The 24,054-nt window shown below is 70.7% G+C and carries 20 protein-coding genes and 1 riboswitch; of the genes, 11 read left to right on the forward strand and 9 right to left on the reverse strand.

Features of this window, described 5'->3' with window-relative positions; genetic code table 11:
* Positions 1 to 32: 32 nt before the first annotated feature.
* On the reverse strand, positions 33 to 2,513 hold the full coding sequence (pcrA, locus tag AB5J56_RS18085) for a DNA helicase PcrA (protein ID WP_369233779.1): 2,481 nt from the start codon (positions 2,511 to 2,513) through the stop codon (positions 33 to 35).
* Between the two features lie 364 nt (positions 2,514 to 2,877).
* Positions 2,878 to 3,050, forward strand: a riboswitch (cyclic di-AMP (ydaO/yuaA leader).
* Positions 3,051 to 3,057: 7 nt separating this feature from the next.
* On the opposite strand from pcrA, the gene AB5J56_RS18090 reads away from it, so the two are divergent.
* A complete protein-coding gene (locus tag AB5J56_RS18090; RefSeq protein WP_369233780.1) occupies positions 3,058 to 4,239 on the forward strand; it encodes an NlpC/P60 family protein in 1,182 nt (393 codons plus the stop codon).
* A gap of 141 nt (positions 4,240 to 4,380) precedes the next feature.
* On the forward strand, positions 4,381 to 5,343 hold the full coding sequence (locus AB5J56_RS18095; protein WP_369233781.1) for a tellurite resistance/C4-dicarboxylate transporter family protein: 963 nt from the start codon (positions 4,381 to 4,383) through the stop codon (positions 5,341 to 5,343).
* 46 nt (positions 5,344 to 5,389) lie between these two features.
* Here AB5J56_RS18095 and AB5J56_RS18100 read toward each other — a convergent pair whose 3' ends face one another.
* Positions 5,390 to 5,743, reverse strand: coding sequence for a hypothetical protein (locus tag AB5J56_RS18100; RefSeq protein WP_369233782.1), 354 nt, complete (start codon positions 5,741 to 5,743; stop codon positions 5,390 to 5,392).
* Between the two features lie 445 nt (positions 5,744 to 6,188).
* On the opposite strand from AB5J56_RS18100, the gene AB5J56_RS18105 reads away from it, so the two are divergent.
* The 3 genes from AB5J56_RS18105 to AB5J56_RS18115 all read left to right on the forward strand — a co-directional run bounded on the left by AB5J56_RS18105 (position 6,189) and on the right by AB5J56_RS18115 (position 8,967).
* The gene (locus AB5J56_RS18105) at positions 6,189 to 7,256 is read left to right on the forward strand and encodes an NlpC/P60 family protein (protein ID WP_369233783.1); all 1,068 of its coding nucleotides are present in this window, start codon (positions 6,189 to 6,191) and stop codon (positions 7,254 to 7,256) included.
* A 147-nt stretch (positions 7,257 to 7,403) separates the two neighbouring features.
* Positions 7,404 to 8,036: a hypothetical protein gene (locus AB5J56_RS18110; RefSeq protein ID WP_369233784.1), complete on the forward strand. Its 633-nt coding sequence runs from the start codon at positions 7,404 to 7,406 to the stop codon at positions 8,034 to 8,036.
* A gap of 82 nt (positions 8,037 to 8,118) precedes the next feature.
* Positions 8,119 to 8,967, forward strand: coding sequence for a class I SAM-dependent methyltransferase (locus AB5J56_RS18115; RefSeq protein ID WP_369233785.1), 849 nt, complete (start codon positions 8,119 to 8,121; stop codon positions 8,965 to 8,967).
* Between the two features lie 25 nt (positions 8,968 to 8,992).
* On the opposite strand, the gene AB5J56_RS18120 is transcribed toward AB5J56_RS18115, so the two are convergent.
* Positions 8,993 to 9,799: a LuxR C-terminal-related transcriptional regulator gene (locus AB5J56_RS18120; RefSeq protein WP_369233786.1), complete on the reverse strand. Its 807-nt coding sequence runs from the start codon at positions 9,797 to 9,799 to the stop codon at positions 8,993 to 8,995.
* Complete coding sequence (locus AB5J56_RS18125; protein WP_369233787.1) at positions 9,796 to 11,085, reverse strand: PspC domain-containing protein; 1,290 nt, start codon at positions 11,083 to 11,085, stop codon at positions 9,796 to 9,798. Before AB5J56_RS18125 ends, AB5J56_RS18120 begins: the two co-directional genes overlap by 4 nt.
* Positions 11,086 to 11,256: 171 nt before the next feature.
* Here AB5J56_RS18125 and AB5J56_RS18130 point away from each other — a divergent pair, with 171 nt between their 5' ends.
* Positions 11,257 to 12,657, forward strand: a complete 1,401-nt coding sequence (locus AB5J56_RS18130; RefSeq protein ID WP_369233788.1) for a PspC domain-containing protein — start codon at positions 11,257 to 11,259, stop codon at positions 12,655 to 12,657.
* Positions 12,644 to 12,883: a hypothetical protein gene (locus tag AB5J56_RS18135; protein WP_369233789.1), complete on the forward strand. Its 240-nt coding sequence runs from the start codon at positions 12,644 to 12,646 to the stop codon at positions 12,881 to 12,883. Before AB5J56_RS18130 ends, AB5J56_RS18135 begins: the two co-directional genes overlap by 14 nt.
* Before the next feature lie 67 nt (positions 12,884 to 12,950).
* On the opposite strand, the gene AB5J56_RS18140 is transcribed toward AB5J56_RS18135, so the two are convergent.
* Both AB5J56_RS18140 and AB5J56_RS18145 read right to left on the reverse strand, forming a co-directional pair.
* Positions 12,951 to 13,481: a DoxX family protein gene (locus tag AB5J56_RS18140; RefSeq protein ID WP_369233790.1), complete on the reverse strand. Its 531-nt coding sequence runs from the start codon at positions 13,479 to 13,481 to the stop codon at positions 12,951 to 12,953.
* Positions 13,482 to 14,008: 527 nt separating this feature from the next.
* Positions 14,009 to 15,181: a hypothetical protein gene (locus tag AB5J56_RS18145; protein ID WP_369233791.1), complete on the reverse strand. Its 1,173-nt coding sequence runs from the start codon at positions 15,179 to 15,181 to the stop codon at positions 14,009 to 14,011.
* A 455-nt stretch (positions 15,182 to 15,636) separates the two neighbouring features.
* Here AB5J56_RS18145 and AB5J56_RS18150 point away from each other — a divergent pair, with 455 nt between their 5' ends.
* On the forward strand, positions 15,637 to 16,518 hold the full coding sequence (locus AB5J56_RS18150) for a DUF4429 domain-containing protein (protein ID WP_369233792.1): 882 nt from the start codon (positions 15,637 to 15,639) through the stop codon (positions 16,516 to 16,518).
* An 18-nt stretch (positions 16,519 to 16,536) separates the two neighbouring features.
* Here the strand turns inward: AB5J56_RS18150 and AB5J56_RS18155 are convergent, their stop codons facing one another.
* Positions 16,537 to 17,331 (reverse strand): class II aldolase/adducin family protein, encoded by a 795-nt coding sequence (locus AB5J56_RS18155; RefSeq protein ID WP_369233793.1) that lies wholly within the window; start codon positions 17,329 to 17,331, stop codon positions 16,537 to 16,539.
* Between the two features lie 183 nt (positions 17,332 to 17,514).
* Here AB5J56_RS18155 and AB5J56_RS18160 point away from each other — a divergent pair, with 183 nt between their 5' ends.
* Positions 17,515 to 17,997 (forward strand): pyridoxamine 5'-phosphate oxidase family protein, encoded by a 483-nt coding sequence (locus AB5J56_RS18160; RefSeq protein ID WP_369233794.1) that lies wholly within the window; start codon positions 17,515 to 17,517, stop codon positions 17,995 to 17,997.
* 3 nt (positions 17,998 to 18,000) lie between these two features.
* Here AB5J56_RS18160 and guaA read toward each other — a convergent pair whose 3' ends face one another.
* On the reverse strand, positions 18,001 to 19,581 hold the full coding sequence (gene guaA / locus AB5J56_RS18165; RefSeq protein WP_369233795.1) for a glutamine-hydrolyzing GMP synthase: 1,581 nt from the start codon (positions 19,579 to 19,581) through the stop codon (positions 18,001 to 18,003).
* Between the two features lie 463 nt (positions 19,582 to 20,044).
* Here guaA and AB5J56_RS18170 point away from each other — a divergent pair, with 463 nt between their 5' ends.
* Complete coding sequence (locus AB5J56_RS18170; protein ID WP_369233796.1) at positions 20,045 to 20,329, forward strand: chorismate mutase; 285 nt, start codon at positions 20,045 to 20,047, stop codon at positions 20,327 to 20,329.
* Positions 20,330 to 21,128: 799 nt separating this feature from the next.
* Entirely contained in the window at positions 21,129 to 22,187 is a 1,059-nt protein-coding gene (locus AB5J56_RS18175) for an LPXTG cell wall anchor domain-containing protein (protein ID WP_369233797.1), read from the forward strand.
* A gap of 80 nt (positions 22,188 to 22,267) precedes the next feature.
* Here AB5J56_RS18175 and AB5J56_RS18180 read toward each other — a convergent pair whose 3' ends face one another.
* Positions 22,268 to 24,046 (reverse strand): GMC oxidoreductase, encoded by a 1,779-nt coding sequence (locus tag AB5J56_RS18180; protein ID WP_369233798.1) that lies wholly within the window; start codon positions 24,044 to 24,046, stop codon positions 22,268 to 22,270.
* Positions 24,047 to 24,054 lie beyond the last annotated feature (8 nt).

Genomic DNA, 24,054 nt, shown 5'->3' on the forward strand with positions numbered 1-24,054 from the left:
AACCGTCGGGCCCACCCGGACCGTCGTACGAGCTACAGCTTCTCCACAGGCGCATACCGCAGCAGCAACCGCTTCGGCTTCGGCTCGCCGAAGTCGACCGTCGCCTCCGCGTTCGCGCCCGTACCCTTCACGCCGACCACCGTGCCGAGGCCGAACTGGTCGTGCGTGACACGGTCCCCGACCGCGAGGGACACCACCGGCTTCTCGCCGGCCCTGCGGGTGGCGAAGCCGGACGCGCCCGAGGCGGCGGATCGTGAGCGGGACGACGACAGCGAGGCCGCGATACCCGAAGCCGGACCGGAGGACACCGGGGCCAGGGCGCCCGTGCGCTTCCAGTCCAGGTGCGCCGGCGGGATCTCCTCCAGGAAGCGCGAGGGCGGGTTGTACGAGGGCTGGCCCCAGGCGCTGCGCATGGACGAGCGGGTCAGGTACAGCCGCTCGCGGGCGCGGGTGATGCCCACATAGGCCAGGCGCCGCTCCTCCTCGAGCTCCTTGACCTGTCCGAGCGCGCGCATGTGCGGGAAGACGCCGTCCTCCATGCCGGTCAGGAACACCACAGGAAACTCAAGGCCCTTGGCGGTGTGCAGGGTCATCAGGGTGATGACTCCGTTGCCGTCCTCCTCGTCCGGGATCTGGTCGGAGTCGGCGACGAGCGCGACCCGCTCCAGGAAGGCGGAGAGTCCGGCGGGCGTCTCCCCCTCGCCGGTCTCCTGCTCGAACTCCATGGCCACGGCGGCGAGTTCCTGAAGGTTCTCGATGCGCGTCTCGTCCTGCGGGTCGGTCGAGGCCTGCAACTCGGCGAGGTAGCCGGTGCGTTCGAGCACGGCCTCCAGGACGGTGGCCGGTCCGGCGCCCGACTCGACGATCGTGCGGAGGTCCTCCATCAGCGTGTTGAACCGCTTGACGGCGTTCGTGGAGCGGGCCGCCATGCCGTACGCCTCGTCGACGCGGCGCAGTGCCTGCGGGAAGCTGATCTTCTCGCGCTGCGAGAGCGCGTCGATCATCGCCTCGGCGCGGTCGCCGATGCCGCGCTTGGGCACGTTCAGGATGCGGCGCAGCGGGACCGAGTCCTCCGGGTTCGACAGCACGCGCAGATACGCGAGGACGTCCCGGACCTCCTTGCGTTCGTAGAAGCGGACACCGCCGACGACCTTGTAGGGCAGGCCGACGCGGATGAAGATCTCTTCGAAGACACGGGACTGGGCGTTCGTACGGTAGAAGACGGCGACGTCTCCGGCCTTCGCCTCGCCCGCGTCCGTCAGACGGTCTATCTCGTCGGCGACGAACTGCGCCTCGTCGTGCTCGGTGTCGGCGACGTAGCCCGTGATGTTCGAACCCGCGCCGGCGTTCGTCCACAGGTTCTTCGGGCGACGCGATTCGTTGCGCTCGATGACGGCGTTGGCGGCGCTCAGGATGGTCTGCGTGGAGCGGTAGTTCTGCTCCAGCAGGATCGTCGTCGCGTCCGCGTAGTCCTCCTCGAACTGGAGGATGTTGCGGATGGTCGCACCGCGGAAGGCGTAGATCGACTGGTCGGCGTCGCCCACGACGCACAGCTCGGCGGGCCCGAGGTCATGTTCGCCCGGCGGCACGTCGACGGGGTGCGCGGAGGTGCCGACCAGCTCGCGCACGAGGGCGTACTGCGCGTGGTTGGTGTCCTGATACTCGTCGACCATGACGTGGCGGAAGCGGCGGCGGTAGTGCTCGGCGACGTCCGGGAAGGCGCGGAGCAGGTTGACCGTCGTCATGATCAGGTCGTCGAAGTCCAGCGCGTTCGCCTCGCGCAGCCGCGACTGGTACATGGCGTACGCCTGGGCGAGGGTCTTCTCGAAGCCGTCGGAGGCCTGGGCGGCGAAGTCCTCCTCGTCGATCAGCTCGTTCTTCAGGTTGGAGATCTTGGCGCTGAACGACTTCGGCGGGAAGCGCTTCGGGTCGAGGTCCAGGTCACGGCAGACCAGGGCCATCAGGCGCTTGCTGTCGGCGGCGTCGTAGATCGAGAACGACGATGTGAAGCCGAGCCGCTTCGACTCGCGGCGCAGGATGCGCACGCACGCGCTGTGGAAGGTCATCACCCACATCGCATTGGCCCGCGGGCCCACGAGCTGCTCGACGCGCTCCTTCATCTCGCCCGCGGCCTTGTTGGTGAAGGTGATCGCGAGGATCTGCCCGGGGTGCACATGGCGCTCTGCCAGCAGATGGGCGATCCGGTGCGTGAGCACGCGGGTCTTGCCGGAGCCGGCGCCGGCCACGATGAGCAGGGGGGAGCCGGAGTGCACCACGGCGGCCCGCTGGTTCTCGTTCAGCCCGTCCAGGAGCGCGGCCGCGTCCACGGCGGGGCGTGGGGCTCCGTCGCGGTAGTACGCGTCCCGGTCCGGGGGCACGTCGAAGCGGCCGCCGAACAGGTCGTCCGGAAGCGGCTCGGCCGCCCCGTCCTCGGGCGGCGGCGGGGGCTCTTCCTCGTGCGCCCCTGAGGGCTTGAGGTCCGCCAGGAAGCTGTCGTCAAAGAGGCTGCTCATCGCTCTCCGAGTCTAGGCCGCCCCACCGACAACAGACTGCCGCCCCAGGATTTCCCCGCCCCGAGAACGCTCCGGAAGCCGATGATCTTCCAGAATCGGCCACCCTTCGCCCTTTCACCGACAAGAACCGCCGGGAACGATCAAGAATCGTAGAACTACGGTCGGTGACCGTCCGAGTGGAGACGTCCACGACAACCGCTGCGGAGAGTCACGGAGCGCCACACAGGGCCACGGAAGCGACGGTTGAGGCCAAGGTCACGAAAATGTATCGGGCATATCGAACATCAACCTTCACAGGGACCACACGAGTTGGCTAGCGTGCCCGTCAGGCCGCTCGACCCCCACCGGCGAACGTCGCCGGGCCGTGCGGCCTCCGCCCAATCCGGCGCGCCCACGCGGCAGTCGGAACCGGGGACCCACCGACCTTGGGGTGAATCGGTCCAACTTCCCTTCGGGGCAAGGACCGTAGGGCAAACCTTCCGGAAGCTCCCGCCCGAACCCGACAGCTAACTCGGTAGGCGGATGACGGAAGGAGTCGCCTCCCTTGGCGTCGCACAAAAAGCCGCAGCCTGCTGCAACGCGCGTAGCGGGCATACGGACTCCCGCCCTGGCAACGGCGGCCCTCACCTCCGTGGCCCTGCTCGCCCAGACGGCGAACGCCGCACCCTCGGCCGCGCCGAAGCCGAGCGTCGAAGAAGTACAGAAGAAGGTCGACGACCTCTACCACCAGGCGGAGACGGCGACCGAGAAGTACAACACGGCCAAGGAGAAGACCTCCAAGCAGCGCAAGCAGGTCGACACCCTTCTCGACGACGTCGCCAAGCGCACCGACAAGCTCAACTCCGCGCGCGAGGAGCTGGGTTCGTTCGCCGCCGCGCAGTACCGGACCGGCGCCGCCGCGCCCACCACCGCGAGCCTCCTGCTGGCCGACAACCCGCAGGACTACTTCGACCAGACCCAGCTGATGGGCCGGTTGACCAGCCGTCAGAAGTCGGCCGTCGACGACTACGTCACCGAGCAGTCCGAAACGGCGAAGAAGCGCCAGGAGGCCTCCAAGAGCCTGCAGACGCTGACCGAGTCGCAGAAGTCGCTGAAGTCGTCCAAGGCCGACGTCCAGAAGAAGCTCTCCGAAGCGCGCGAACTGCTCTCGAAGCTGACCGCCGAGGAGAAGGCGCGGCTCGCGGCGATCGAGAAGAAAAAGGAAGAAGAGGCCCGGCGCAAGGCGGCGGAGCTGGCGCAGCAGCAGGCCGCCGAGGCGAAGAAGCGCCAGGAGGCGGAGGCCGCGGCCCAGCAGCAGTCCGACTCCGGCACCTCGGACACGTCGACTTCGGGAAGCACCGGCACCTCCACCGACGACTCCGCGTACGCCACGAAGGCGGCCAAGGCGCTCGCCTTCGCCCGCGCCCAGGTCGGCAAGCCGTACGTGTGGGGCGCCACCGGCCCCGACTCGTACGACTGCTCCGGTCTCACCCAGGCCTCCTGGAAGGCTGCCGGCGTCGACCTCCCGCGCACCACCTGGGACCAGGTGAACGTGGGCACCACGGTCTCCCTCGCCAATGCCCAGCCGGGTGACCTGATCTTCTTCTACGACGACATCAGCCACGTCGGCCTCTACATAGGCAACGGCATGATGATCCACGCCCCGAAGCCGGGGGCGTACGTCCGCGAGGAGTCCGTCTACTACGCCGGCTCCTCGATCATCCACAGCGTGGTGCGACCGGCGTGACGAAGCCGTAGAAAGCTCGGGGAAGGGGCTCCACGCGCGCGTGGAGCCCCTTCTTCATATTTTTCGTACCGTCCGCGCTTTTCGCGCTCCACGCGCGCGTGCCGCGACGCAACCCGCTCGAAGATCCCTAGCATCGGGCCCATGCCAGGCATCTCCCAGCTCCGCGCATGGTGGGCCGAGCGTCCGCCCGCGGCCGGGGCCGCGGTCATGGCCACCGGCATCATCTCCGTCGGGCTGTCCCTGACGGGGTACGAGACCCTGTCCCGTATCGCGCTGGTCCTCGCGGCCGCCGCGTGGCTCGCGCTCGCCGCGGACTTCGTGGTGCGGCTCGTACGGGACCGGGCGCGCTGGGTGGCGGAGGCGGGGACGCCGGGCGCACTCACCGCGGTCGCCGCGACCACCGTGCTCGGCACCCGGCTGTCCGCGCTCGGGTGGCTGGGGCCGGCCGAGGCGCTGCTCGCGCTGGCTGCCGCGCTCTGGCCGGGGCTGCTGATCGTGGTCGTACGGCACTGGCGGCGTCGTATGCCCGGAGCGGTGTTCCTCGGCTGTGTGGCCACCCAGGGGCTCGCCGTGCTGGGCGCGACGCTGGCCGCGGCCGTGGACACGGAGTGGCTCGCGCATGCCGCGCTGGTGCTGTTCTGGCTGGGAATCGTCCTCTACGGGGTGGCGTTGCTGCGCTTCGACCTCCGCCAGGTGACCACGGGGGCGGGGGACCACTGGGTGGCGGGCGGCGCGCTCGCCATCTCTGCGCTGGCCGGCTCGAAGCTCGTGGCCGCGCACCACGCGAACCCGTACCTGTGGAACGACGACGACAACGGCGTCCTGCGCGCCGTCACCACCGCCCTGCTCGTCCTCGACCTCGCCTGGTACTTCGTCCTGTTCGCCGCCGAGCTGGGCTGGCCCCGGCCGCGCTACGACGTACGGCGCTGGTCGACCGTGTTCCCCATGGGAATGACGGCAGTGGCGACCCTGTCGGTCGGGACCGTCCTCGACGTCGGGTGGCTGAGCGGTCCGGGGCAGGCGCTGCTGTGGATCGCGGTGGCGGTGTGGCTGGCGGTCGCGGCAGGGGCGGTCGGGTCCGTCAGGTCGCCCGCATCCCGATGACCGGCCGGACGTCAGGTCCGGCAGGCCCCGAGGACCGCCGGGGCCGTCACGTCCAGAGCACCGCGATGAAGATGTTCGCGGTCGTCAGCAGGCCGACGAGGCCGAACAGGCCCTTGTCCACCTTCTCGTCGTCGCGCTTCACGTAGACGAGTCCCAGGATCACGATCAGCAGGGCCAGCTTCACACCGATCTTGACGGTGTTGACCGAGTGGTCGTCGGCCTGGTTGAGGCCGACCAGCGCGACGCCCGTGACCAGCATGGTCAGCGCGCCGTGGAGCATCGCCGGGACGAAGCGGGCGGTGCCCTGGCCCATCGCCTTCATCTGGGTGAAGAAGCCGCCGAGGAGCGCGGCGATGCCGATGATGTGCAGGCCGACGAAGAGATGGATGAGTACGTCCATGAGGCCGGAGCCTAACCGGGGGGCGAAGTTCCCCCAGCCACCGGCCCACCTCTCCGGTGCCTCCTCGGTGTCCGGGGCCCGCCCTCCCTCGCTGACCGTCGTGGAGCCCATAGCACCGGCCCGCCCCCGCCCGCTCGGGAACCGTCGCATCGGTCAGCACGCTCCGTGAAGTCGGCGGCAAAGCTACGAGATCACGCCTCCTTGCGGTCACTCCCCGGTTGAATCAGACCATTTCCGTACATTGCGTTACCCCGCAGCCAGAGCGAGGTTTAGCGTCCTCCACCAGGTGACCGGCTCCCCACCGCCGCCCGGGCCAGGGGCGGCAGTCGGACACCACCGCCGAGAAGGTCCGGCGGCGGCCTGCTCCCCCTGTGCGGGCCGCCGCCGGACGCGTAACCGCTCACCGCTCATGCTCCGGCGGTCGTACGGAAGGATGTGGGCCCTCGTGGCAGCGCACCGAAAGCCCAGACAGCGCTCGCTCGGCGGCAACACGGCCCGCACCGCGGCCACGATCGCCCTCGCCGGAGCGGCGACGGCGACCGGGTTCGACGGGACGGGCCACGCCGAGCCGCATCTGTCGGCGGCGCAGGTGAAGGCCAAGGTCGACAAGTTGTACGAGGAGGCCGAGGTCGCCACCGAGAAGTACAACGGCGCGAAGGAGAGGGCCGACAAGTCGGAGAAGCGGCTGGACACGTTGCGCGACGAGGCGGCACGCAAGACGGAGGGGCTCAACTCGGCCCGGGAAGCCCTGGGTTCGATGGCCGCGGCGCAGTACCGCAGCGGCGGCCTCGACCCCGCCGTGCAACTCGCCCTGTCCGACGATCCCGACCGCTACCTGGACGGCGCCGAGTTCGCCGAGCGGGCCGGCGACCGGCAGGCGCAGGCCGTGGAGCGCGTACGGAAGCAGTTGCGGGAGATCGAGCAGCTGCGCGGGGCCGCCCATGTCGAGCTCGCCTCGCTCAAGTCGCGCCAGGCGGAGCTGAAACGGCACAAGAAGACGATCACCGGGAAACTGGACACGGCACGGCGTCTGCTGTCGCAGCTCACCGTGGAGGAGCGCACGCGGTTCGCGGAGACGGGCGGAGCGGGACACGCCTCGCGCTCCTCCACCTCACCGCGCGAGAGCCTGACCACGCCGGGTGCCGCCACCGCCGATGCCCCCAACTCCCGTGCGGCGGCAGCCGTCTCGTACGCGTACAGCAAGCTCGGCAGCCCCTACGTGTGGGGCGCCACCGGCCCCGACGCCTTCGACTGCTCGGGGCTCGTCCAGGCCGCGTACCGCTCCGCGGGCATCTCGCTGCCCCGGACGACGTACGCCCAGATCGACGCCGGCAGGCGCGTCTCCCGCTCCGAACTCCTCCCCGGCGACCTGGTGTTCTTCTACTCCGCCATCAGCCATGTGGGCATCTACGTCGGAAACGGGCAGATGATCCACGCACCGAACCCGACCGCTCCGGTCCGGCTGGCCCCGATCGACGAGATGCCGTTCGCGGGGGCGGCGCGGGTGGTGTGAGGACGCCGCCCTCGGGCGACACGGCCGGTATGGCGCGGCCGGTGTGGCGCGGGTGGTGTGAGGGCGGCAACGGGACCGCTGTAGCGTCGGCGACGCGAACTTCGAACCTCGACTTCGCTGTACGTGTCGCCGTCCGGGAAGGTCCCGATGCCCCGCTCCTCCGTGCCGCCGCCTCCGCCGCCCCCGCATGTCCGGACCTGGCCGGACCGGGCGGCGCTGCTGGCCGACCGGAGGCGGGCACTGGAGGAGCTGCTCCGGCGGAGTCTCGGCGTGCACCGGGTGCTGCTGCTCTGGCTGCTGGCGCTCGCGGCGATCATCGGCTGGTCCCTGCTGGTGCTTCCGATCCAGCAGCTCGAGCAGCACGATCCGAGCGGTTTCATCCTGGGCCCGGTCTTCGCGTTCCTCGGCCTGGCCGCGCTCGCGCCGTCCGTGGTCGCCGTCGTCCTCGCCGTACGACGCGACCGACGGCTGCGCGAACTCCTGGACGCCTGGCTGCACTTGGACAGCCACCCGCCGACCGACGCCCGCCTGCGCTCCCCGGGTCTCAGCCTCTTCTGGCTGCTCTCCTCGCTCGTCGTCGGCGCGATCGGCCTGTGGGCCTCCTTCGCTGCGGCCGCGACGGCCTCGCCCGGCCCGACCACGCTCAGCGATCTCGCCCTGGGCATGGGCATCGGCTTGATCCTGTGGCTGACCGGCCTGATAGGGATCGTGAAGGCCGTACGTCATTACCGGTGGGCGCTGCGGGTGTTGGGGCCGACGCGTCTCGCGGAGCACCGATAGCCGCCCGCCGACCGGATTGGACCCGCATACGTGGCCCCCATTGGCCCTGTATGCCGAGGCACCGCCGGGCGAGGGTCGGCCCATGACCACATCTTCTGTCGACACCGATGACATCGGCTATGTACACGGCTACTCAGCCCACGAGACCCGCCGCCTCGGTGACCAGGCGGACACCCTGGCGGCGCTGCTGCACTCCGGCACGGCCTATCCCGCGGGCAGCAAGGTCCTGGAGGCCGGCTGCGGGGTGGGCGCCCAGACGGTGCACCTGGTGACGGCGAGTCCCCTGGCGCACTTCGTCGCGGTGGACGTCTCGGCCGACTCGCTGGAGCGGGCGCGCGCCCGGGTGACGGCCCACGCGCCCGACGCGCACCTCACCTGGCTCCAGGCGAACCTCTTCGAACTGCCCTTCCCCGACGCCGAGTTCGACCACGTCTTCGTCTGCTTCGTATTGGAGCACCTGCCCGCACCGCGCCAGGCCCTCAGGGCTCTGCGGCGCGTCCTGAAGCCCGGCGGCACCCTCACCGTCATCGAGGGCGACCACGGCTCGGCGTTCTTCCACCCCGACAGCGCCTACGCCCACGCGGCGATCGACTGCCAGGTCCAACTCCAGTCCGTGGCAGGCGGAAACGCCCTGATCGGCCGCGAGCTGCACCCGCTCGTCACCGGCGCCGGATACGAGGACGTCATGGTCCGCCCGCACACGGTCTACGCGGACCGCTCCCGCCCGGCCCTGGTGAACGGCTTCACCCGCAACACCTTCGTCGCGATGATCGAGTCCGTCCGCGAAGAGGCCCTCGCCACGGGCCTGACGACCCCGTCCGACTGGGACCGGGGCATCACGGACCTGCACCGCACCGCGACCGACGACGGCACCTTCCACTACACGTTCTTCAAGGCGGTCGCCCTGAACCCCGGCCCTGTGGAGGAGTGAGGAGTGACGAGCGGGCGGCGTGGGCTCAGACCAGCCGCCGCGCCGTCGCCCACCGCGTCAGCTCGTGCCGGTTGGAGAGCTGCAACTTCCTGAGGACGGCCGAGACATGGGACTCGACCGTCTTGACGGAGATGAAGAGCTGCTTGGCGATCTCCTTGTACGCATAGCCCCGGGCGATCAGGCGCAGGACCTCGCGTTCGCGCTGGGTGAGGCGGTCGAGGTCCTCGTCGACGGGCGGGGCGTCGGTCGAGGCGAACGCGTCGAGGACGAAGCCGGCGAGGCGCGGGGAGAAGACCGCGTCGCCGTCCTGGACACGGAAGACGGAGTCCACGAGGTCCGTGCCGGTGATCGTCTTGGTGACGTATCCGCGGGCGCCGCCGCGGATCACGCCGATGACGTCCTCCGCGGCGTCCGACACGGACAGCGCGAGGAAGCGGACCGGCTGCTCGGCGGCGGCCATCAACGGGGCGCAGCGGCGCAGGACTTCGACGCCTCCGCCGCCGGGGAGGTGCACGTCGAGGAGCACCACCTCGGGGCGCGTGGCGGTGATCACCGTGACCGCCTGGTCGACGTCCGCGGCCTCGCCGACCACCTCGACGCCGGTCCGGTCGGTCTGCCCGATCTCGGCCTGTACGCCCGTGCGGAACATCCGGTGGTCGTCGACGAGGACGACCCGCACATGACGCCCGCCGGGGGGACCGGCCGATCCTGCTGCTGCGCCGGGTTCGGGGGACGCGGCGGCACCCGTCGGAGCGGTCGCCCCGGTCACGCCCGCCCCGGTCGCGCCACCGTTCGGCTCGACCGCTCCGGTCGGCTCGTTCGCGTCGTTCATGACGTCTTCTCCGCCCTCTCCATTTGCAGTTCGACCTCTGTGCCGCCGTCCGGCACCGCGCGCAGCCGCGCCGTCCCGCCGTTGCGCTCCATGCGGCCGATGATCGATTCTCTGACGCCCATACGGTCGGCGGGTATCGAGTCGAGGTCGAAGCCGGGGCCGCGGTCCCGGACGGACACGAAGACCGTCCTGCCCTCGACTTCGGCGTAGACCTGTACGGCGCCGCCCTCGCCACCGTACTTGGCGGCGTTCACCATTGCTTCCCGCGCGGCCTGCATCTGTGCGCTCAGGCCGTCGTCGAGGGGGCAGTCACCGACGACCACAACCTCTATGGGCACACCGTGCTTGTCCTCGACCTCGGCCGCATTGCGGCGGACCGCCTCGGCGAGGGTGTCGGGCTCGTCGGCCTCGTCCTTGCCGGTGCCCTCCGGTTTGTAGAGCCAGGCGCGCAGGTCGCGCTCCTGGGCGCGGGCCAGCCGCCGTACTTCATTGGCGCTCTCCGCGTTGCGCTGGATCAGGGTCAGGGTGTGCAGCACCGAGTCGTGGACGTGGGCGGCGACCTCCGCCCGCTCCTGGGCGCGGATGCGCATCAGGCGCTCCTCGGAGAGATCCTGTGTCATACGGACGAGGTAGGGGCCGGCGAGGAGGGCTATGCCGACGAGGACGGCGAGCGCGGCCTGGAGCACCGAGCCGAGGTGGGCGGCGGAGCCCTGCAGCACGAAGATGCCGGTGACGCCCACGGTGACGAGCAGGACACCGGCCGCGGTGCGGAGCAGGTTGAGAGTGCGCCGGCGGCGGCCGACCTCCGCCCAGCGGGCCCGCCGTGCGTTGTCCGCCTGGCGCCAGACCAGGGCGACGCCCGCGCCCACGAGCACGGTCGGCCACAGATACGCCTTGGCTCCGCCGCCGAGGTTCACATTGCCGACGAAGACCATGGCGACGACGACCATGAGGAGCAGGGCGACGATCTGGCCCTTGTCGGGCTTGCGGGCGACCAGTCTGCGGCGGCCGTCGGGCGCGGTCTCGGTGGTGAAGGCGGAGGGCCGGCCGGAGTCGACGCCGCCGACTCCCAGCGGCACGAAGAACCAGAACGCGGCATACAGCAGGGCGCCGAGCCCGTCCGCCATGAACAGACCGGCGAAGACGAGCCGCACCCAGACCACCGGCAGCCCGAGATGCCCGGCGAGCCCTCGCGCCACGCCTCCGAGCCAGCGTCCGTCGCTGCTGCGGTAGAGCTTGCGCGGGGGCCGCGGGTCGACGAGGGGCACTGCTGCGGCTTCCGGCATGCCATCGATGTTCACACGCATGGCGGTCCGGAGCATCAGGGTCGACCCCCGAGACTCCCCTGATCTTCGAAAGTCCGCTGCTCGGGCCCCGCACATGTCAGGGCCGATATCAGGGTCCGGCCAGGGTCATCCCGACTGCCGCGGCCGCCCCGCGCCGGGCACGATGGACGCATGACAGATCACCAGCACGCGGCAGCGGAGTCGGACTCCGGCCCGGGCGCCCCACCACCGGACACCGGCCCGCGGGACACCGTGCCCGCCGCGGGTGCCACGGGTGAGGAGCCGCGCGTGCGCGAGGATGCGGCCGCGCCCGAGGTCCCGCGCAGGTTCCGGCGCGACCCGCGGCAGAAGATGCTGGGCGGGGTGTGCGCCGGGCTCGGGCGGCACTGCGACATGGACCCGGTGATCTTCCGGATCGTCCTCGCGGTGCTCTCCGCGACCGGCGGCCTCGGCCTCATCTTCTACGGCTTCGTCTGGCTCTTCGTCCCGTACGACGACGAGGACGAGAACGAGGTGCGCAAGCTCCTCACCGGCCGCGTCGACGGCCAGGCCCTGGCGGCCGTGCTCTTCGCGCTGGTCGGCTGCGGCGTCTTCCTCTCCATGCTCAGGAACGGCGGGGTGCTGGCCTTCTCCGTGGTCCTCTCCCTCCTCCTCGCAGGCGCGGGCTACTGGTCGCAGCAGCGCGGCGCCCCCGACCCCGACCCCCTCGCCGCGCAGGCCGTGGCCGACGCCCCGCCCGAGGCCAAGGCCCCGCCCGTCCCCGCCTCCTACCCCTCCTGGTGGCGCGACCCGATCGTCAAGGACGGCTCGCACGTGGGCGGCACCGGCTATCTGTGGGGCCCACGGGACGCCCGGGACCGGGACGTCGCGGCTGCGGTCAACATCGCCCGCGGCACCGTCCGCCCCGACACACGGACGGCGCGGGCGCCCAAGCCGCGCGGCCCCCGCTGGATCGGCGGCTGGGTGTTCCTGTTCGCGCTCCTCGCGGGCGGCCTCGGCACAGGCCTGACATGGGAGGACCACGCGCTCGGCACCAGCCTCCAGACCGGCCTCTCCGCTGCGCTCATCGTGCTCGGCCTGGGCATCGCGATCAGCGCGTTCCTGGGGCGTACGGGAGCGGGCTCGATCTTCCTGGCAGTGCTCACGGCGGCCCTGCTCGCGGCCTCCGCGGCCCTCCCGAAGGACATCACCACCCACTGGATACGCACCGACTGGACTCCGGCGACCGTGGCCGACGTACGGGAGTCGTACGACCTCGGCACGGGCGTCGGTACTCTCGACCTGACCCACCTCGACCTCGCCAAGGGCCAGACGGTGACGACAAGCGCCGAGGTCGGCGCCGGCCGGCTCAAGGTGATCGTCCCGAAGGACGCGACGGTGAAGCTGAACATCGACGTGGGCATCGGCGACATCCAACTGCCGGGCGACGGCAAGAAGGACGTGGACGTGGAGCCGGACAAGCACAAGCAGGTGACGCTCTCCCCCACATCCGGGGGCAAGAACGGCGGCACGCTCGACCTCAACCTGGAGGTCGGCGTAGGACAGGCGGAGGTGGCCCGTGCTGCGTCATGAGTTCCAGCCCGGAAAGCTGATCGCGGGCCTCTTCCTCGCCCTCGCGGGCATCATCTACGCCGGCGACGCGGGCGGCGCCTGGGAGACCCCGTGGTTCGTGGTGATCCCCGTCGTCACGGGTGGCCTGTGCCTGGCGGCCACGGCGGCCTTCCTGACGTACGCCGTCCGCAGGCGCCGAACGGCCCGCAAGGACCACGCACCCACGGAGGCGAACGAACCGGCCTAGGGCCCGCCCGGCGGACAGGCCCTGGCCGCCAGCCGACCGGCTACCGGCTACCGCCCTGTCGGACGGCTCAGCGATAGCCCCCGGCGCGCTGCCTGCGCCTCGTGCGCAGGGCCGCGTCCAGGGAGAAGACCGACGCGCCCGCGAGGACCAGGGGCAGCCAGGCCATCAGATAGGCGAGGTCGTTGCCGTAGTAGTACGGATCGGAGGCCCAGCTCACGGTCAGCCAGAGGCTCAGCGAGATGAACGCACCACCCAGGGCTGCGAGCCGGGCCAGCAGCCCGATCAGCGTGCCGATGCCGACGGCCAGCTCGCCGAGGGCGATGGCGTAGCCGAACCCGACGGGGCTCTTCAGCGCGAGGTCGACCAGGGCCGGGATCGCCGAGGAGTCGCGCACGTTGTGCATCATCTCGCCGATCGACCCGGAGCCGGAGCTCTTCATGAACTCGCTGCTGGTGAGCTTGTCCAGGCCCGCGTAGATGAACGTGACGCCGAGGAAGACCCTCAGGGGCAGCAGGGCGTAGCGGGTTGCGGTGTCCCGCCAGCCTCGGCCTCCGTCGAGGTAGGGGGTGGGGGTGTCCATCCGAGTACCGTGAGCCATCGCTCTCCGCCGCCTCTCGCCCGCGTGCCGTTGACCCCTTAACAGACCATACGTACGGCGGTTGGCCCCCGCTCAATCTCCGGGGGCCCGTTTTCCTGACTTTGTCCCCCTTGCCGCCCCTCCAGCCACCCGGCGCCGGGCTCCCCCCAAAAAAACCTTCTCTCGCCCCCTCCGCCCCTACCCGACCCTTACCTGGGGGCTGCCGCCCCCAGACCCCCGCTTCGCCCTGAACGGGCTCGTCCTCAAACGCCGGACGGGCTGAACTACCCCCACGCGACGGACGGAATGAATCACGCACCCGGCACCCAGCACCCAGCACCCAGCACCCAGCCGGACGCTGGTCGCACCCGCAGTCGCCCATGCACGCAAGGGGCCGTGTCGGTACATCAAATGCCCGTCGCGTACGTGGTCACAGAGAAGTCGAGCTGTCCCGGCGAACAGAGGTGACCGCGTACGCGACGGGCGGATGTACCGGCACGGCCCCGACCCCCCACAGGCGGTAGGCGAACCGCGAAGAGCAACCCATCTCACTCCGTCACGTCGATCACACACCGATTCGTCTCCACCCCCGCCGCGGTGACCACCTGCACCTCCACCCTCCCGGCCTCCACATCAACCGGCACCGGCACGGTCAGCACCGCGTCCGTAGGGTTGCTGAACCCCCCGGCCACCGGCACCAGCGGCACATGGACATGGACCGCGCCGATGCGGACGACCATCCGGGACAACCGGTCCGCCGTCTGCGCGCCGGGCGGCACGAACCCGGCGCCGCGGATCTCGATGTCGTCCCCGGTGCGGATCGGCGCGTCCAGTTCCCCCGCCTCCCGCGCCCGCACCACGGAAAGGATCACCGGCCGCCCACCCTCGGCGTACTTCCCGGCGAGATACGTTCCTGCCGAGATCAGCACCAGCACCGCCAGCCCCCACGGCAGATCGGGCAACTGCTCGGGCCGCCGGGCCAGCCGTACCACCGCGAAGACCAGAGCGACGGCGCCCACCACGACGTACTGCAGGTCCGCGAAGTTCCCGCGCCCCGAGTCGTCCGTCAGGAGGTCCGCCGCGCGCGGCCGGTCCGCCCGTACCTTCTGCAGCCGCTGCCCCAGCACCCGCAGCCCGACCACCCGCCGCACCAGCACCGCGATCCCGCACACGACGGCGACGACGGTCACCACCCCCGCGCCCCGGGCGAGTTCGAGCCCGGCGATCAGCCGGTCCCGCTCCCCGTGGCCGGAGGCCGCCGCGAGCTGCCCGACCAGCACCAGCACGGCGTAGACCACGAACAGCACCCAACTCGCCGCCACCACACGGGAGGTGGAGAGCCGGTTGTCCTCGCCGATGACGGGGGCGAGGACACCACCCCGCGCCCGGTGCAGGAATCCCGCCCCCGTGAGCAGTCCGCCGAGGACGACCGCGGCGAGGAGCCCCGCCGTCCGCGCCCCCGTCCACCCGGCCCCGATCGCGGTGAGCGCCTGCACCAGCAGCAGCACCCCGACGGCGCCCCACACGGCGCACGCCGTGTAGCGCCACAGCCGCCCGAGCCACGCCTCACCCTCCAGCCGCCCGCGCTCGGCGACGAGGTCGGCGGACTGGGTGAGCTCCTCCGACACCCACTGCCGGGAAGCGGACACCGAGTGCGCGACACCGGCCGGCAGCCCCTGCCCGGACGCGAACTCGTCGCGCTTGGCGAGGAATTCGGCCACGGCCCGCCGGTGCCCCGCACGGGCCCCGTGCGGACAGTCCCCACACGTGCACCCGCCACCGTGCCCACCGGCCCCGGAGGACGCACCGGACCCATACGCGCCGCCCCCGGCCGCACCGGACCCGGCGCCCTGCCCGCCTGCCCGCCCGCCTGACTGGCCGCCCGACTGCCCGCCCTGCGACCCGCCCGGCTGCCCGGCACCGCGCCCCTCGCCGTGTCTCGCCTCCTGCACCGCCACGTCCGCTGCCGCCTTCCCCGCGCCACAAGCTCTGCGCAGCCGGGCGGCCAGGCTTCGAGTACGGATCTTCCGTACGCCTGACTGCCGTACAACTGCCTGACAACTCCCCCGCGATGACAGCGAATTGTGCCGTACTGAACACGGCCCGCATCCGGCAGGTCTGGTCAGCGCGGGTGAAGCACCGGACCCCGTGTTGACCAGGCTGCGAGAATTTCCGTATGGCCGAGATCATCCAGCGCGACGGGAGCTGGGCCTTCGACGGCAGCACGCTGCGGATCACGCCGGGGCTCCACCGCTCGGTGCCGCTGTTCCGGCAGACGTACGGCGAGGTCGCCGTCCCCCTGGAGGCAATATCAGGCATCGTCTACGAACCCGAACGCAAGCGCGGCCGGCTGCGCCTCAGGCTCCGCGAGGGCGCCGACCCGCTCCTTCAGGCGACCGGCGGCCGGCTGCCCGAGGCGGCCGACCCCTACAAGCTGACGGTGGACATCGACCGTGCCGGTGTCGCGGAGTACGTCGCCGAGGAGATCCGCCGCGGGCTGCTCCTGGACCAGATCCCCAAGGAGCCGGCCAAGACCTACCTCCTCCCGGGCCCGCCCGTCCCGGTGTCCGTCCGGTCCAGCGACGGCACGGTCTCCTTCGACGGGGCCCGGGTGCGGATCGACTGGAGCGACACCTCGGACCGGGTCAAGCGGGCGACGGGCCCGCGGATCATCGCCGTAGACGATCTGATGCAGGTCGAGTGGCTGCCCAACTCCGGTTACGAGGACGGCTTTCTGCGTTTCGTGACGCGCGAGACCGCCTTCTCCAAACTGCCGCCCGAGAAGGATCCGTACGCCCTCGACCTGTGGGGCAGCACCCGCCGCGACCTGCTCACCGCCCTGGTCGCCACCGCGGTCACCGCCCGGCTGCCGCATCCGTCCACCCGCCACGGCGACTACCTGGACAGCCCCCAGCTCACCGCCGCCGTACCGCCCGCGGCCGACCATCACGACGTACTCCTGCGCCGTCTGCGGGAGTTGGGCGAACTGCACCGCGACGGCGTGCTCACGGACGAGGAGTTCGCGGCGACGAAGGCGGCGGTGCTGCGCGGCTTCTGACCAGCTGAAAACCGTTGTCTATGACAGCAGATCGCGTTCGCTGCGGCTGATGTCCTGCCAGAGCGGCTGGTAGTTGATCCACGCGACCAGGTCGCCGCCGAGCTGTTCGCGGGTGGCGACGGCCTGGCGGTGGTCGATGAGGATCGGGCGGCCGGCCGCCCGCGCGGTCAGTTGCACCTGACAGGAGCGCTCCAGCGAAAGGAACCACCAGGCCGCCGCGTCCACCGAGTCGCCGACGGTGAGCAGCCCGTGGTTGCGCAGGACGAGCGCTTTGCAGGAGCTCAGCGCGGCGGCGATCCGGCGGCCCTCCTCGGCGTCGACGGCCACGCCGGTGTACGCGTCGTACAGCGCGAGATCCTCGTAGAAGGCGCAGGACTCCTGGGTGATCGGGTCGAGGAGGTCGCCGAGCGTGGACAGGGCCCGCCCGTGCACGGAGTGACAGTGGGCGACGGCGACGACGTCGGGCCGGGCGGCGTGCACCTGGGCGTGCACGGTGAACGCCGCCTGGTTCACGTGATAGCGGCCCTCGATCACCTGCCCGTCCTGGTTGGCCATGACGAGGTCGCTCACGGTGACGTGCTTGAACGGCATCCCGAACGGGTTCACCCAGAAGCAGTCGCTGTACTCCGGGTCGCGCGCGGTGATGTGGCCGGAGACCCCGTCCTCGAAGCCGAGCCGCCCGAAGAGCCGCAGCGCCCCCGCCAGTCGCTCCTTGCGGTGCCGCCGCTCGTCGTCCAGCGACTCGTGCATCGGCGGCATGGCGAATCTCAGCCGATCGGTGGGCAGGGGATGGGGCGGTGTGGGCCCGTGCATCTGGCCTCCAGCACTGGCGTGTCCGGTACGGATCCGGTACGGATACGGACCGGAAGTTACCCGCGGTCAGTGCAGGAGAACAGGGCCGTTCCGTGAAGAGAGTGCGCAACCGTTACCCTGCCGCGCCGAACACTCCCCGTATACCCGACAGAAGATGTCGGGATTGGCCGCCACACTCACCGTATGACCGCTACGACGTCGAACTGGGCAGCCTTCACCTCCGCCGAACCGGATCTCGCCAAGCTGGCCGAGGACCGCTTCGGTGCCTTCACGCACCACGTCCTCGCGACCCTCCGCAAGGACGGTTCGCCGCGCACCACCGGCCTTGAGGTGCGCTTCCTGCACGGCGAGCTCTGGCTCGGCATGATGCCGAACTCGCTCAAGGCCCTCGACCTGAACCGCGACCCGCGCTTCGCGCTCCAGGCGAACCCGGGGCCGGGCACCGGGATGGGCGGCGGCGACGTGCGGATCAGCGGCCGGGCGATCGGGGTGGCGGACGGCGAGGCGAAGGACGCGTACGTGAAAGAGGTGGAACCGCCGCAGCCGTTCCACCTCTTCCGCACCGAGCTGACGGAGGTCGTACGCACCTACGTCGAGGACGACAAGTACCTGGTCGTCGAGATCTGGAAGCCCGGGACGCCGGTGCGCACCCTCAGGCGTACCTGAGGACTACTCCCACTCGATGGTGCCCGGCGGCTTCGACGTCACGTCGAGGACGACTCGGTTGACGTCCGCGACCTCGTTGGTGATCCGGGTCGAGATCTTCGCGAGGACGTCGTACGGCAGCCGCGACCAGTCGGCGGTCATGGCGTCCTCGGACGACACGGGACGCAGGACGATCGGGTGACCGTACGTCCGGCCGTCACCCTGGACGCCGACGCTGCGCACGTCCGCGAGCAGCACGACCGGGCACTGCCAGATCTCGCGGTCGAGACCGGCGGCCGTCAGCTCCTCGCGGGCGATGGCGTCGGCCTCGCGGAGCAGGTCGAGGCGGTCCTTGGTGACCTCGCCGACGATACGGATGCCGAGGCCCGGGCCCGGGAAGGGCTGGCGCTGGACGATCTCCTCCGGGAGCCCCAGCTCCTGGCCGACCATCCGGACCTCGTCCTTGAAGAGCTTGCGCAGCGGCTCGATGAGCTTGAACTCGAGGTCCTCCGGCAGGCCGCCCACGTTGTGGTGGGACTTGATGTTGGCCGTGCCGGTGCCGCCACCGGACTCGACGACGTCCGGGTAGAGGGTGCCCTGCACGAGGAAGGCGACCTCGGGACCCTCGTCCGCGATGATCTCCGCCTGCGCCTGCTCGAAGACCCGGATGAACTCGCGGCCGATGATCTTCCGCTTCTGCTCGGGGTCCGAGACCCCGGCGAGGGCGGTGAGGAACCGCTCCTCCGCGTCGACGACCTTCAGCTGGACGCCGGTCGCGGCCACGAAGTCCTTCTCGACCTGCTCGGTCTCGCCCTTGCGCATCAGACCGTGGTCGACGTACACGCAGGTCAGCTGGTTGCCGATGGCCTTCTGGACGAGGGCCGCGGCGACCGCGGAGTCCACGCCGCCGGACAGGCCGCAGATGGCGCGCTTGTCGCCGACCTGCTCGCGGATGGCGGCGACCTGCTCGTCGATGACGTTGCCGGTGGTCCAGGAGGGGGTGAGGCCCGCGCCGCGGTACAGGAAGTGCTCCAGCACCTGCTGGCCGTGCGTGGAGTGCATCACCTCGGGGTGGTACTGGACGCCGTACAGCTTCTTCTCGTCGTTCTCGAAGGCCGCGACCGGGACGACGTCCGTGGACGCGGTCACCGTGAAGCCCTCGGGGGCGGCGGAGCAGGCGTCGCCGTGCGACATCCACACCGACTGCTCGTCGGGGGTGCCCTCGAAGAGGGTGGAGCCCGGCTTGGAGACGGTCAGCGGCGTACGGCCGTACTCGCGGGCGCCGTTGTCGTCGACCGTGCCGCCGAGGCTGGTGGCCATCAGCTGGAAGCCGTAGCACATGCCGAAGACGGGGACGCCGGCCTCGAAGATCTCGCGGTCGAGGCGGGGGGCGCCCTCCGCGTACACGGACGAGGGGCCGCCGGAGAGGATGATCGCCGCCGGGTTCTTGGCGAGCATCTCGGCGACCGGCATGGTGCTCGGCACGATCTCGCTGTAGACCCGCGCCTCGCGGACTCGACGGGCGATGAGCTGGGCGTACTGCGCACCGAAGTCGACGACCAGGACGGTGTCGGGGGTGGCGGCAGCGGGAGTCGCTGATGACACGGGTTGCCTTCCGGCGGTGGGCAGGGGGTCTGTTTTGTCGATTCTAACGGGGAGTGGCGGGGGGCCTGGTCGGATCCCACGGCTGAGGGTCCGGGGAAAGGCCGGGAGGGGGGTTCGGGGAGCGGCCGGGAGGGGGACTCGGAAGAGCCTGGAGAGGGTCTCGGAGGAGCCGGGAAAGGGTCTCGGAGGAGCCGGGAGAGGGTCTCGGAGGAGAGTCCCGGCGAGGGCGTCTCACCATCCGAACCGACTTGGAGGCGTCCGCCCGCCCGGGCATACTGGCCCCATGCTCACGCACCAGACCTACGTCTTTACCTATGGCAACCGGCCCACCGGCTGCCATGGTCGTGCTGCTTGAGCAACTGACAAGCGACTTCCCAGGCGCCCCGGGCCGACAAGGCCCGGGGCGTCTGCCGTTTCCGGACCTTGCCGCTCCGGGGCACCCCACCTCACGAGGAGCCCCACCATGAGCGACGTACTCGACAAGACCGGCGCCCGGACCGACGCGGCCGCGGACGTGATCAGCGGCGCGCGCGAGCGGATCGACGCCCTCGACGACCGCATCATCGGCCTCCTCCAGGAACGCATGGCCGTCTCCGCCGTGATCCAGGAGGCCCGCATCTCCTCCGGCGGCCGCCGAGTGAACCTCTCCCGCGAGATGGAGGTCCTCAGCCACTACAGCGACGCCCTCGGCAAGCCCGGCACGTCGCTGGCGATGATCCTGCTCGAGCTGTGCCGGGGTCGTATCTGAGTTCGGCCGCGCTCTCACCCGTACGGCGCGTGACCGGCCCGCCGGGGGCTTCGTTGGTCCCGATGTCCGTGTCAGCCAGGGGCGGGCCCGAAAAAACCACGCGTGGCTTCGCTGGAGCGATGAGACGTACGGATCGTGCCGTGTGTCGTGGGACCTCGCTCCAGAGTTGTGACCGGACGGCAGGGGACAGCAGCCCGGTCACTCAAGAACGGTCGGCTCCGGGGACGCTCGGGGCCGACCGGCGGAATCTGTTCAGAGGCGGTCGAAACGGTTGCGTAGGCCGCGGCCCATCCAGCACGATGCAAGAACAAACCGTGCTGCCGGATATTCGGGCAGCCGTGAGAGAAGCTCGCACCCCGAGCCTCAACCCCCAAGTCCCACAACAGAACCTCGCATTCCACTGCCTGACTGCCATTGGTCCACACCAAGCGCGCGCCCCGTGCGCGCCGGGGCGGCGACCGACGGCGCACCGGTGGTACGCGAACCAGCGGCGCAACCCCCCGGCGCCGCTTCCCAGGCACCGGCGCTGCCCTGACGCTGGTGCTGACGGAGAAGGGCCCCGCGGATCCGTCCCGCGGGGCCCTTCGCTTTTGCCACACCACTCACATCAGCCTCATGAACATTCATGAACCTCATGTGACCCACCCCACATAAAGATTCCGTGAGTCCGAGGACAACCATTTTCGGACTTCACCGGTCACACCTGCAGAACCAACGGCCACACCCGCGCCCCACACGCGGAGGCCTCCTCCATTCGCGTGCTGCGACGACGTGGCACACCGGACTTCCCGAGGTCTTCATGAAGCTTCGCCGTGCCTTCGCCGCCGCGGCCGCGACGGCTGTCATAGCCCCGCTGGCCCTGCTGTCGGCGCCGGCCGCGTTCGCGAGCGACGAGACGCCGACCGTGGCGGAGAGCACCCCTGCCGCGCAGGACAGCACTCCCGCCGCCGACGACACCACCCCCGCGGCCGAGGACACCACCCCGGCCGCCGACGACACCACCCCCGCGGCGGACGACACCACTCCCGCCGCTGACGACACCACCCCGGCCGCCGACGACACCACTCCCGGGTCCGACGAGAGCAGCGCCAGCGCGTCCGCCTCCTCTTCCTCGACCGCCACCGCCTCGCCGAGCCCGAGCGAGAGCACCGGCGACGGCGGCGACATCTGCGTCGACGAGGACGGCAACGACCTCACCGAGGTCAGCGACGACCTGAGCAGCAGCCTGTCGGGCCTGCCGGACACCATCGTCGCGGGCAGCGGCTGGACCAACTTCCGCTTCAACGTCTCCAACCACGGCGACGACAAGATCAAGGACATCGCGCCCCTGATCGGTGTCGCGGCGATCGGCTGGGAGGACGAGAAGGACTACTCCGGCCAGATCACCGTGCAGGTCCTCGACAAGGCCTCCGGCACGTGGCACGAGGTCGCGGGCGCGGCGGGCGAGGGTGGCACGTTCACCCCGTTCTCCCTCGGCGGCGGCCAGTCGACCTCGTACCAGCTGCGCCTGAAGGTCAGCGGCAAGGTGCCGGACTCGATCGGCGTCACGGGTGGCTTCGCCCAGTACTCGGACGACGACGGCTGCTGGGTCGCCAACGACCCGAGCGGCTGGATCTACTTCTTCGACATCCTGGCCGCCGGCTCCGACGCGGGCGACCCGGGTGACGCGAAGCCGCAGACCGGTGGCAGCAAGCCGATCGAGGACGCCAAGTCCGTCGAGGCCACCGGCTCGCTCGCCGCGACCGGTTCCTCCTCCGCTCTGCCGGCCATCGGCCTCGTCGGCGGCATCGCCGTCGTCGCCGGTGCCGGTGCGGTGTTCGTGGTCCGTCGCCGCAAGTCGGGCGACGCCACCGCGTAAGGCATAGCTCGTACATGAAGAAGGGACCTGCGCTCGGAGGGGGGCGCAGGTCCCTTCTTCATGTCCTCATGTCGCGGGCGCTACGGCTTCGGCGGCACCGCAGGCATCCCCAGGAACGGCAGCTTGAGCGCGCCGAAGGCGTCGGCGGGGACGGCGGGGGTGCGCGGCTCCACCGGCTTGAGGCGCTCGTACGCCGCCCCGGGCGCCGGACGCGGGTCGGTCTCGCCCTTGTTGGGCCAGTACGACATCGCACGCTCGGCCTGCGCGGTGATGGTGAGCGACGGGTTGACGCCGAGGTTCGCGGAGACCGCGGCGCCGTCGACGACGGAGATGCCGGGGTGGCCGTACAGCCGGTGGTACGGGTCGATGACGCCCTCCGCCGCGCTGGCGCCGATGGGGCAGCCACCGAGGAAGTGCGCGGTGAGCGGAGTGCCCATCAGCTCACCCACGTTGCTGCCGGCGAAGCCGTTGATCTCGGCGGCGATGGCGGACGCGGCCTCCGAAGCGGCCCTGATCTGCTTGGGGTTGGGCGCGCCGTGCCCCTGACGAGCAGTCAGCAGCCCCTTGCCCGCGCCGTTCGGCTTCAGATACGTCGTGAGGGAGTTGTCCAGGGACTGCATCACGAGGCCGATGATGGTGCGTTCGGACCAGCGGCGGTTGGAGAGGGAGCGGGCGACCAGGAGGGGGTGCCGTGCGGCGTTGGCGAGCCAGCCGATGACCCTCGACGAGCCCTCCGTGTAGGGGACTTGGAGGATGGACAGGCCGCCCATCGAGTTCGAGCCCTTGCCGTAGCGGACGGGTTCGATGTGGGTGTTCTCGTCGGGGTGGATCGAGGACGTGATGGCGACTCCGCGCGTGAAGTCGACGGACGCCTCTCCGGTCGCCTTGCGGTAGCGGCGGCGGTCGGTCTGCGCGCCCACCAGGGCCTCGGAGTTGGTACGGGTCAGCTCCCCCAACTTGGCTGATACGTACGGGAGTTGGCCGCCGGACTTCATGCGGTGCAGCAGGGTCTGGGTGCCGTACGTGCCGGCGGCGAGGACGACCCGGCGGGCTTTGAAGAGCCGACCCTCGCCCTTGCGCTTCTCGTCCGTGGGCAGGGTCTGGACGGCGTACCCGCCCTGCGAGTCGTCGGTGACGGAGACGACGGTCGTCATGGGGTGGACTACGGCGCCCGCCTTCTCGGCGAGGTGCAGGTAGTTCTCGTTGAGGGTGTTCTTCGCGCCGTGGCGGCAGCCCGTCATGCACTCGCCGCACTCGGTGCAGGCCTTGCGCGCGGGTCCGGCACCGCCGAAGTACGGGTCGGCGACCTCGGCGCCGGGCTTCGCCTTCGCCGCGCCGTCGGCGTCCTCGCCGTCACCGAAAAAGACGCCCACCGGCGCCATGTGGAAGGTGTCGCCGACGCCCATCCGCTGGGCGGCCGCCTTGAGATGGACGTCCGAGGGGGTCATCGTCGGGTTGAGCCGTACGCCGAGCATCCGCCGGGCCTGGTCGTAGTACGGCTTCAACTCCCCTTCCCAGTCGGTGATGTCCTTCCACTGCGGGTCCTCGAAGAACGGCTTCGGGGGTACGTAGAGGGTGTTGGCGTAGTTGAGGGAGCCGCCTCCGACGCCCGCGCCGGCGAGGACCATCACGTTCCCCAGCAGGTGGATGCGCTGGATGCCGTACATCCCGAGTCTGGGCGCCCAGAGATAGTTCTTGATGTCCCAGGAGTTCTTGGGGAGGGAGTCGCGGGTGAAGCGGCGGCCCGCCTCCAACACGCCCACCCGGTAACCCTTTTCGGTGAGCCGGAGGGCGGTGACGGACCCGCCGAAGCCGGAGCCGACGACGAGGACGTCGTAGTCGTAGGCGTCTTGCGACACGTGATCTC

Source organism: Streptomyces sp. R21, from assembly GCF_041051975.1.
Classification (GTDB): Bacteria; Actinomycetota; Actinomycetes; order Streptomycetales; family Streptomycetaceae; genus Streptomyces.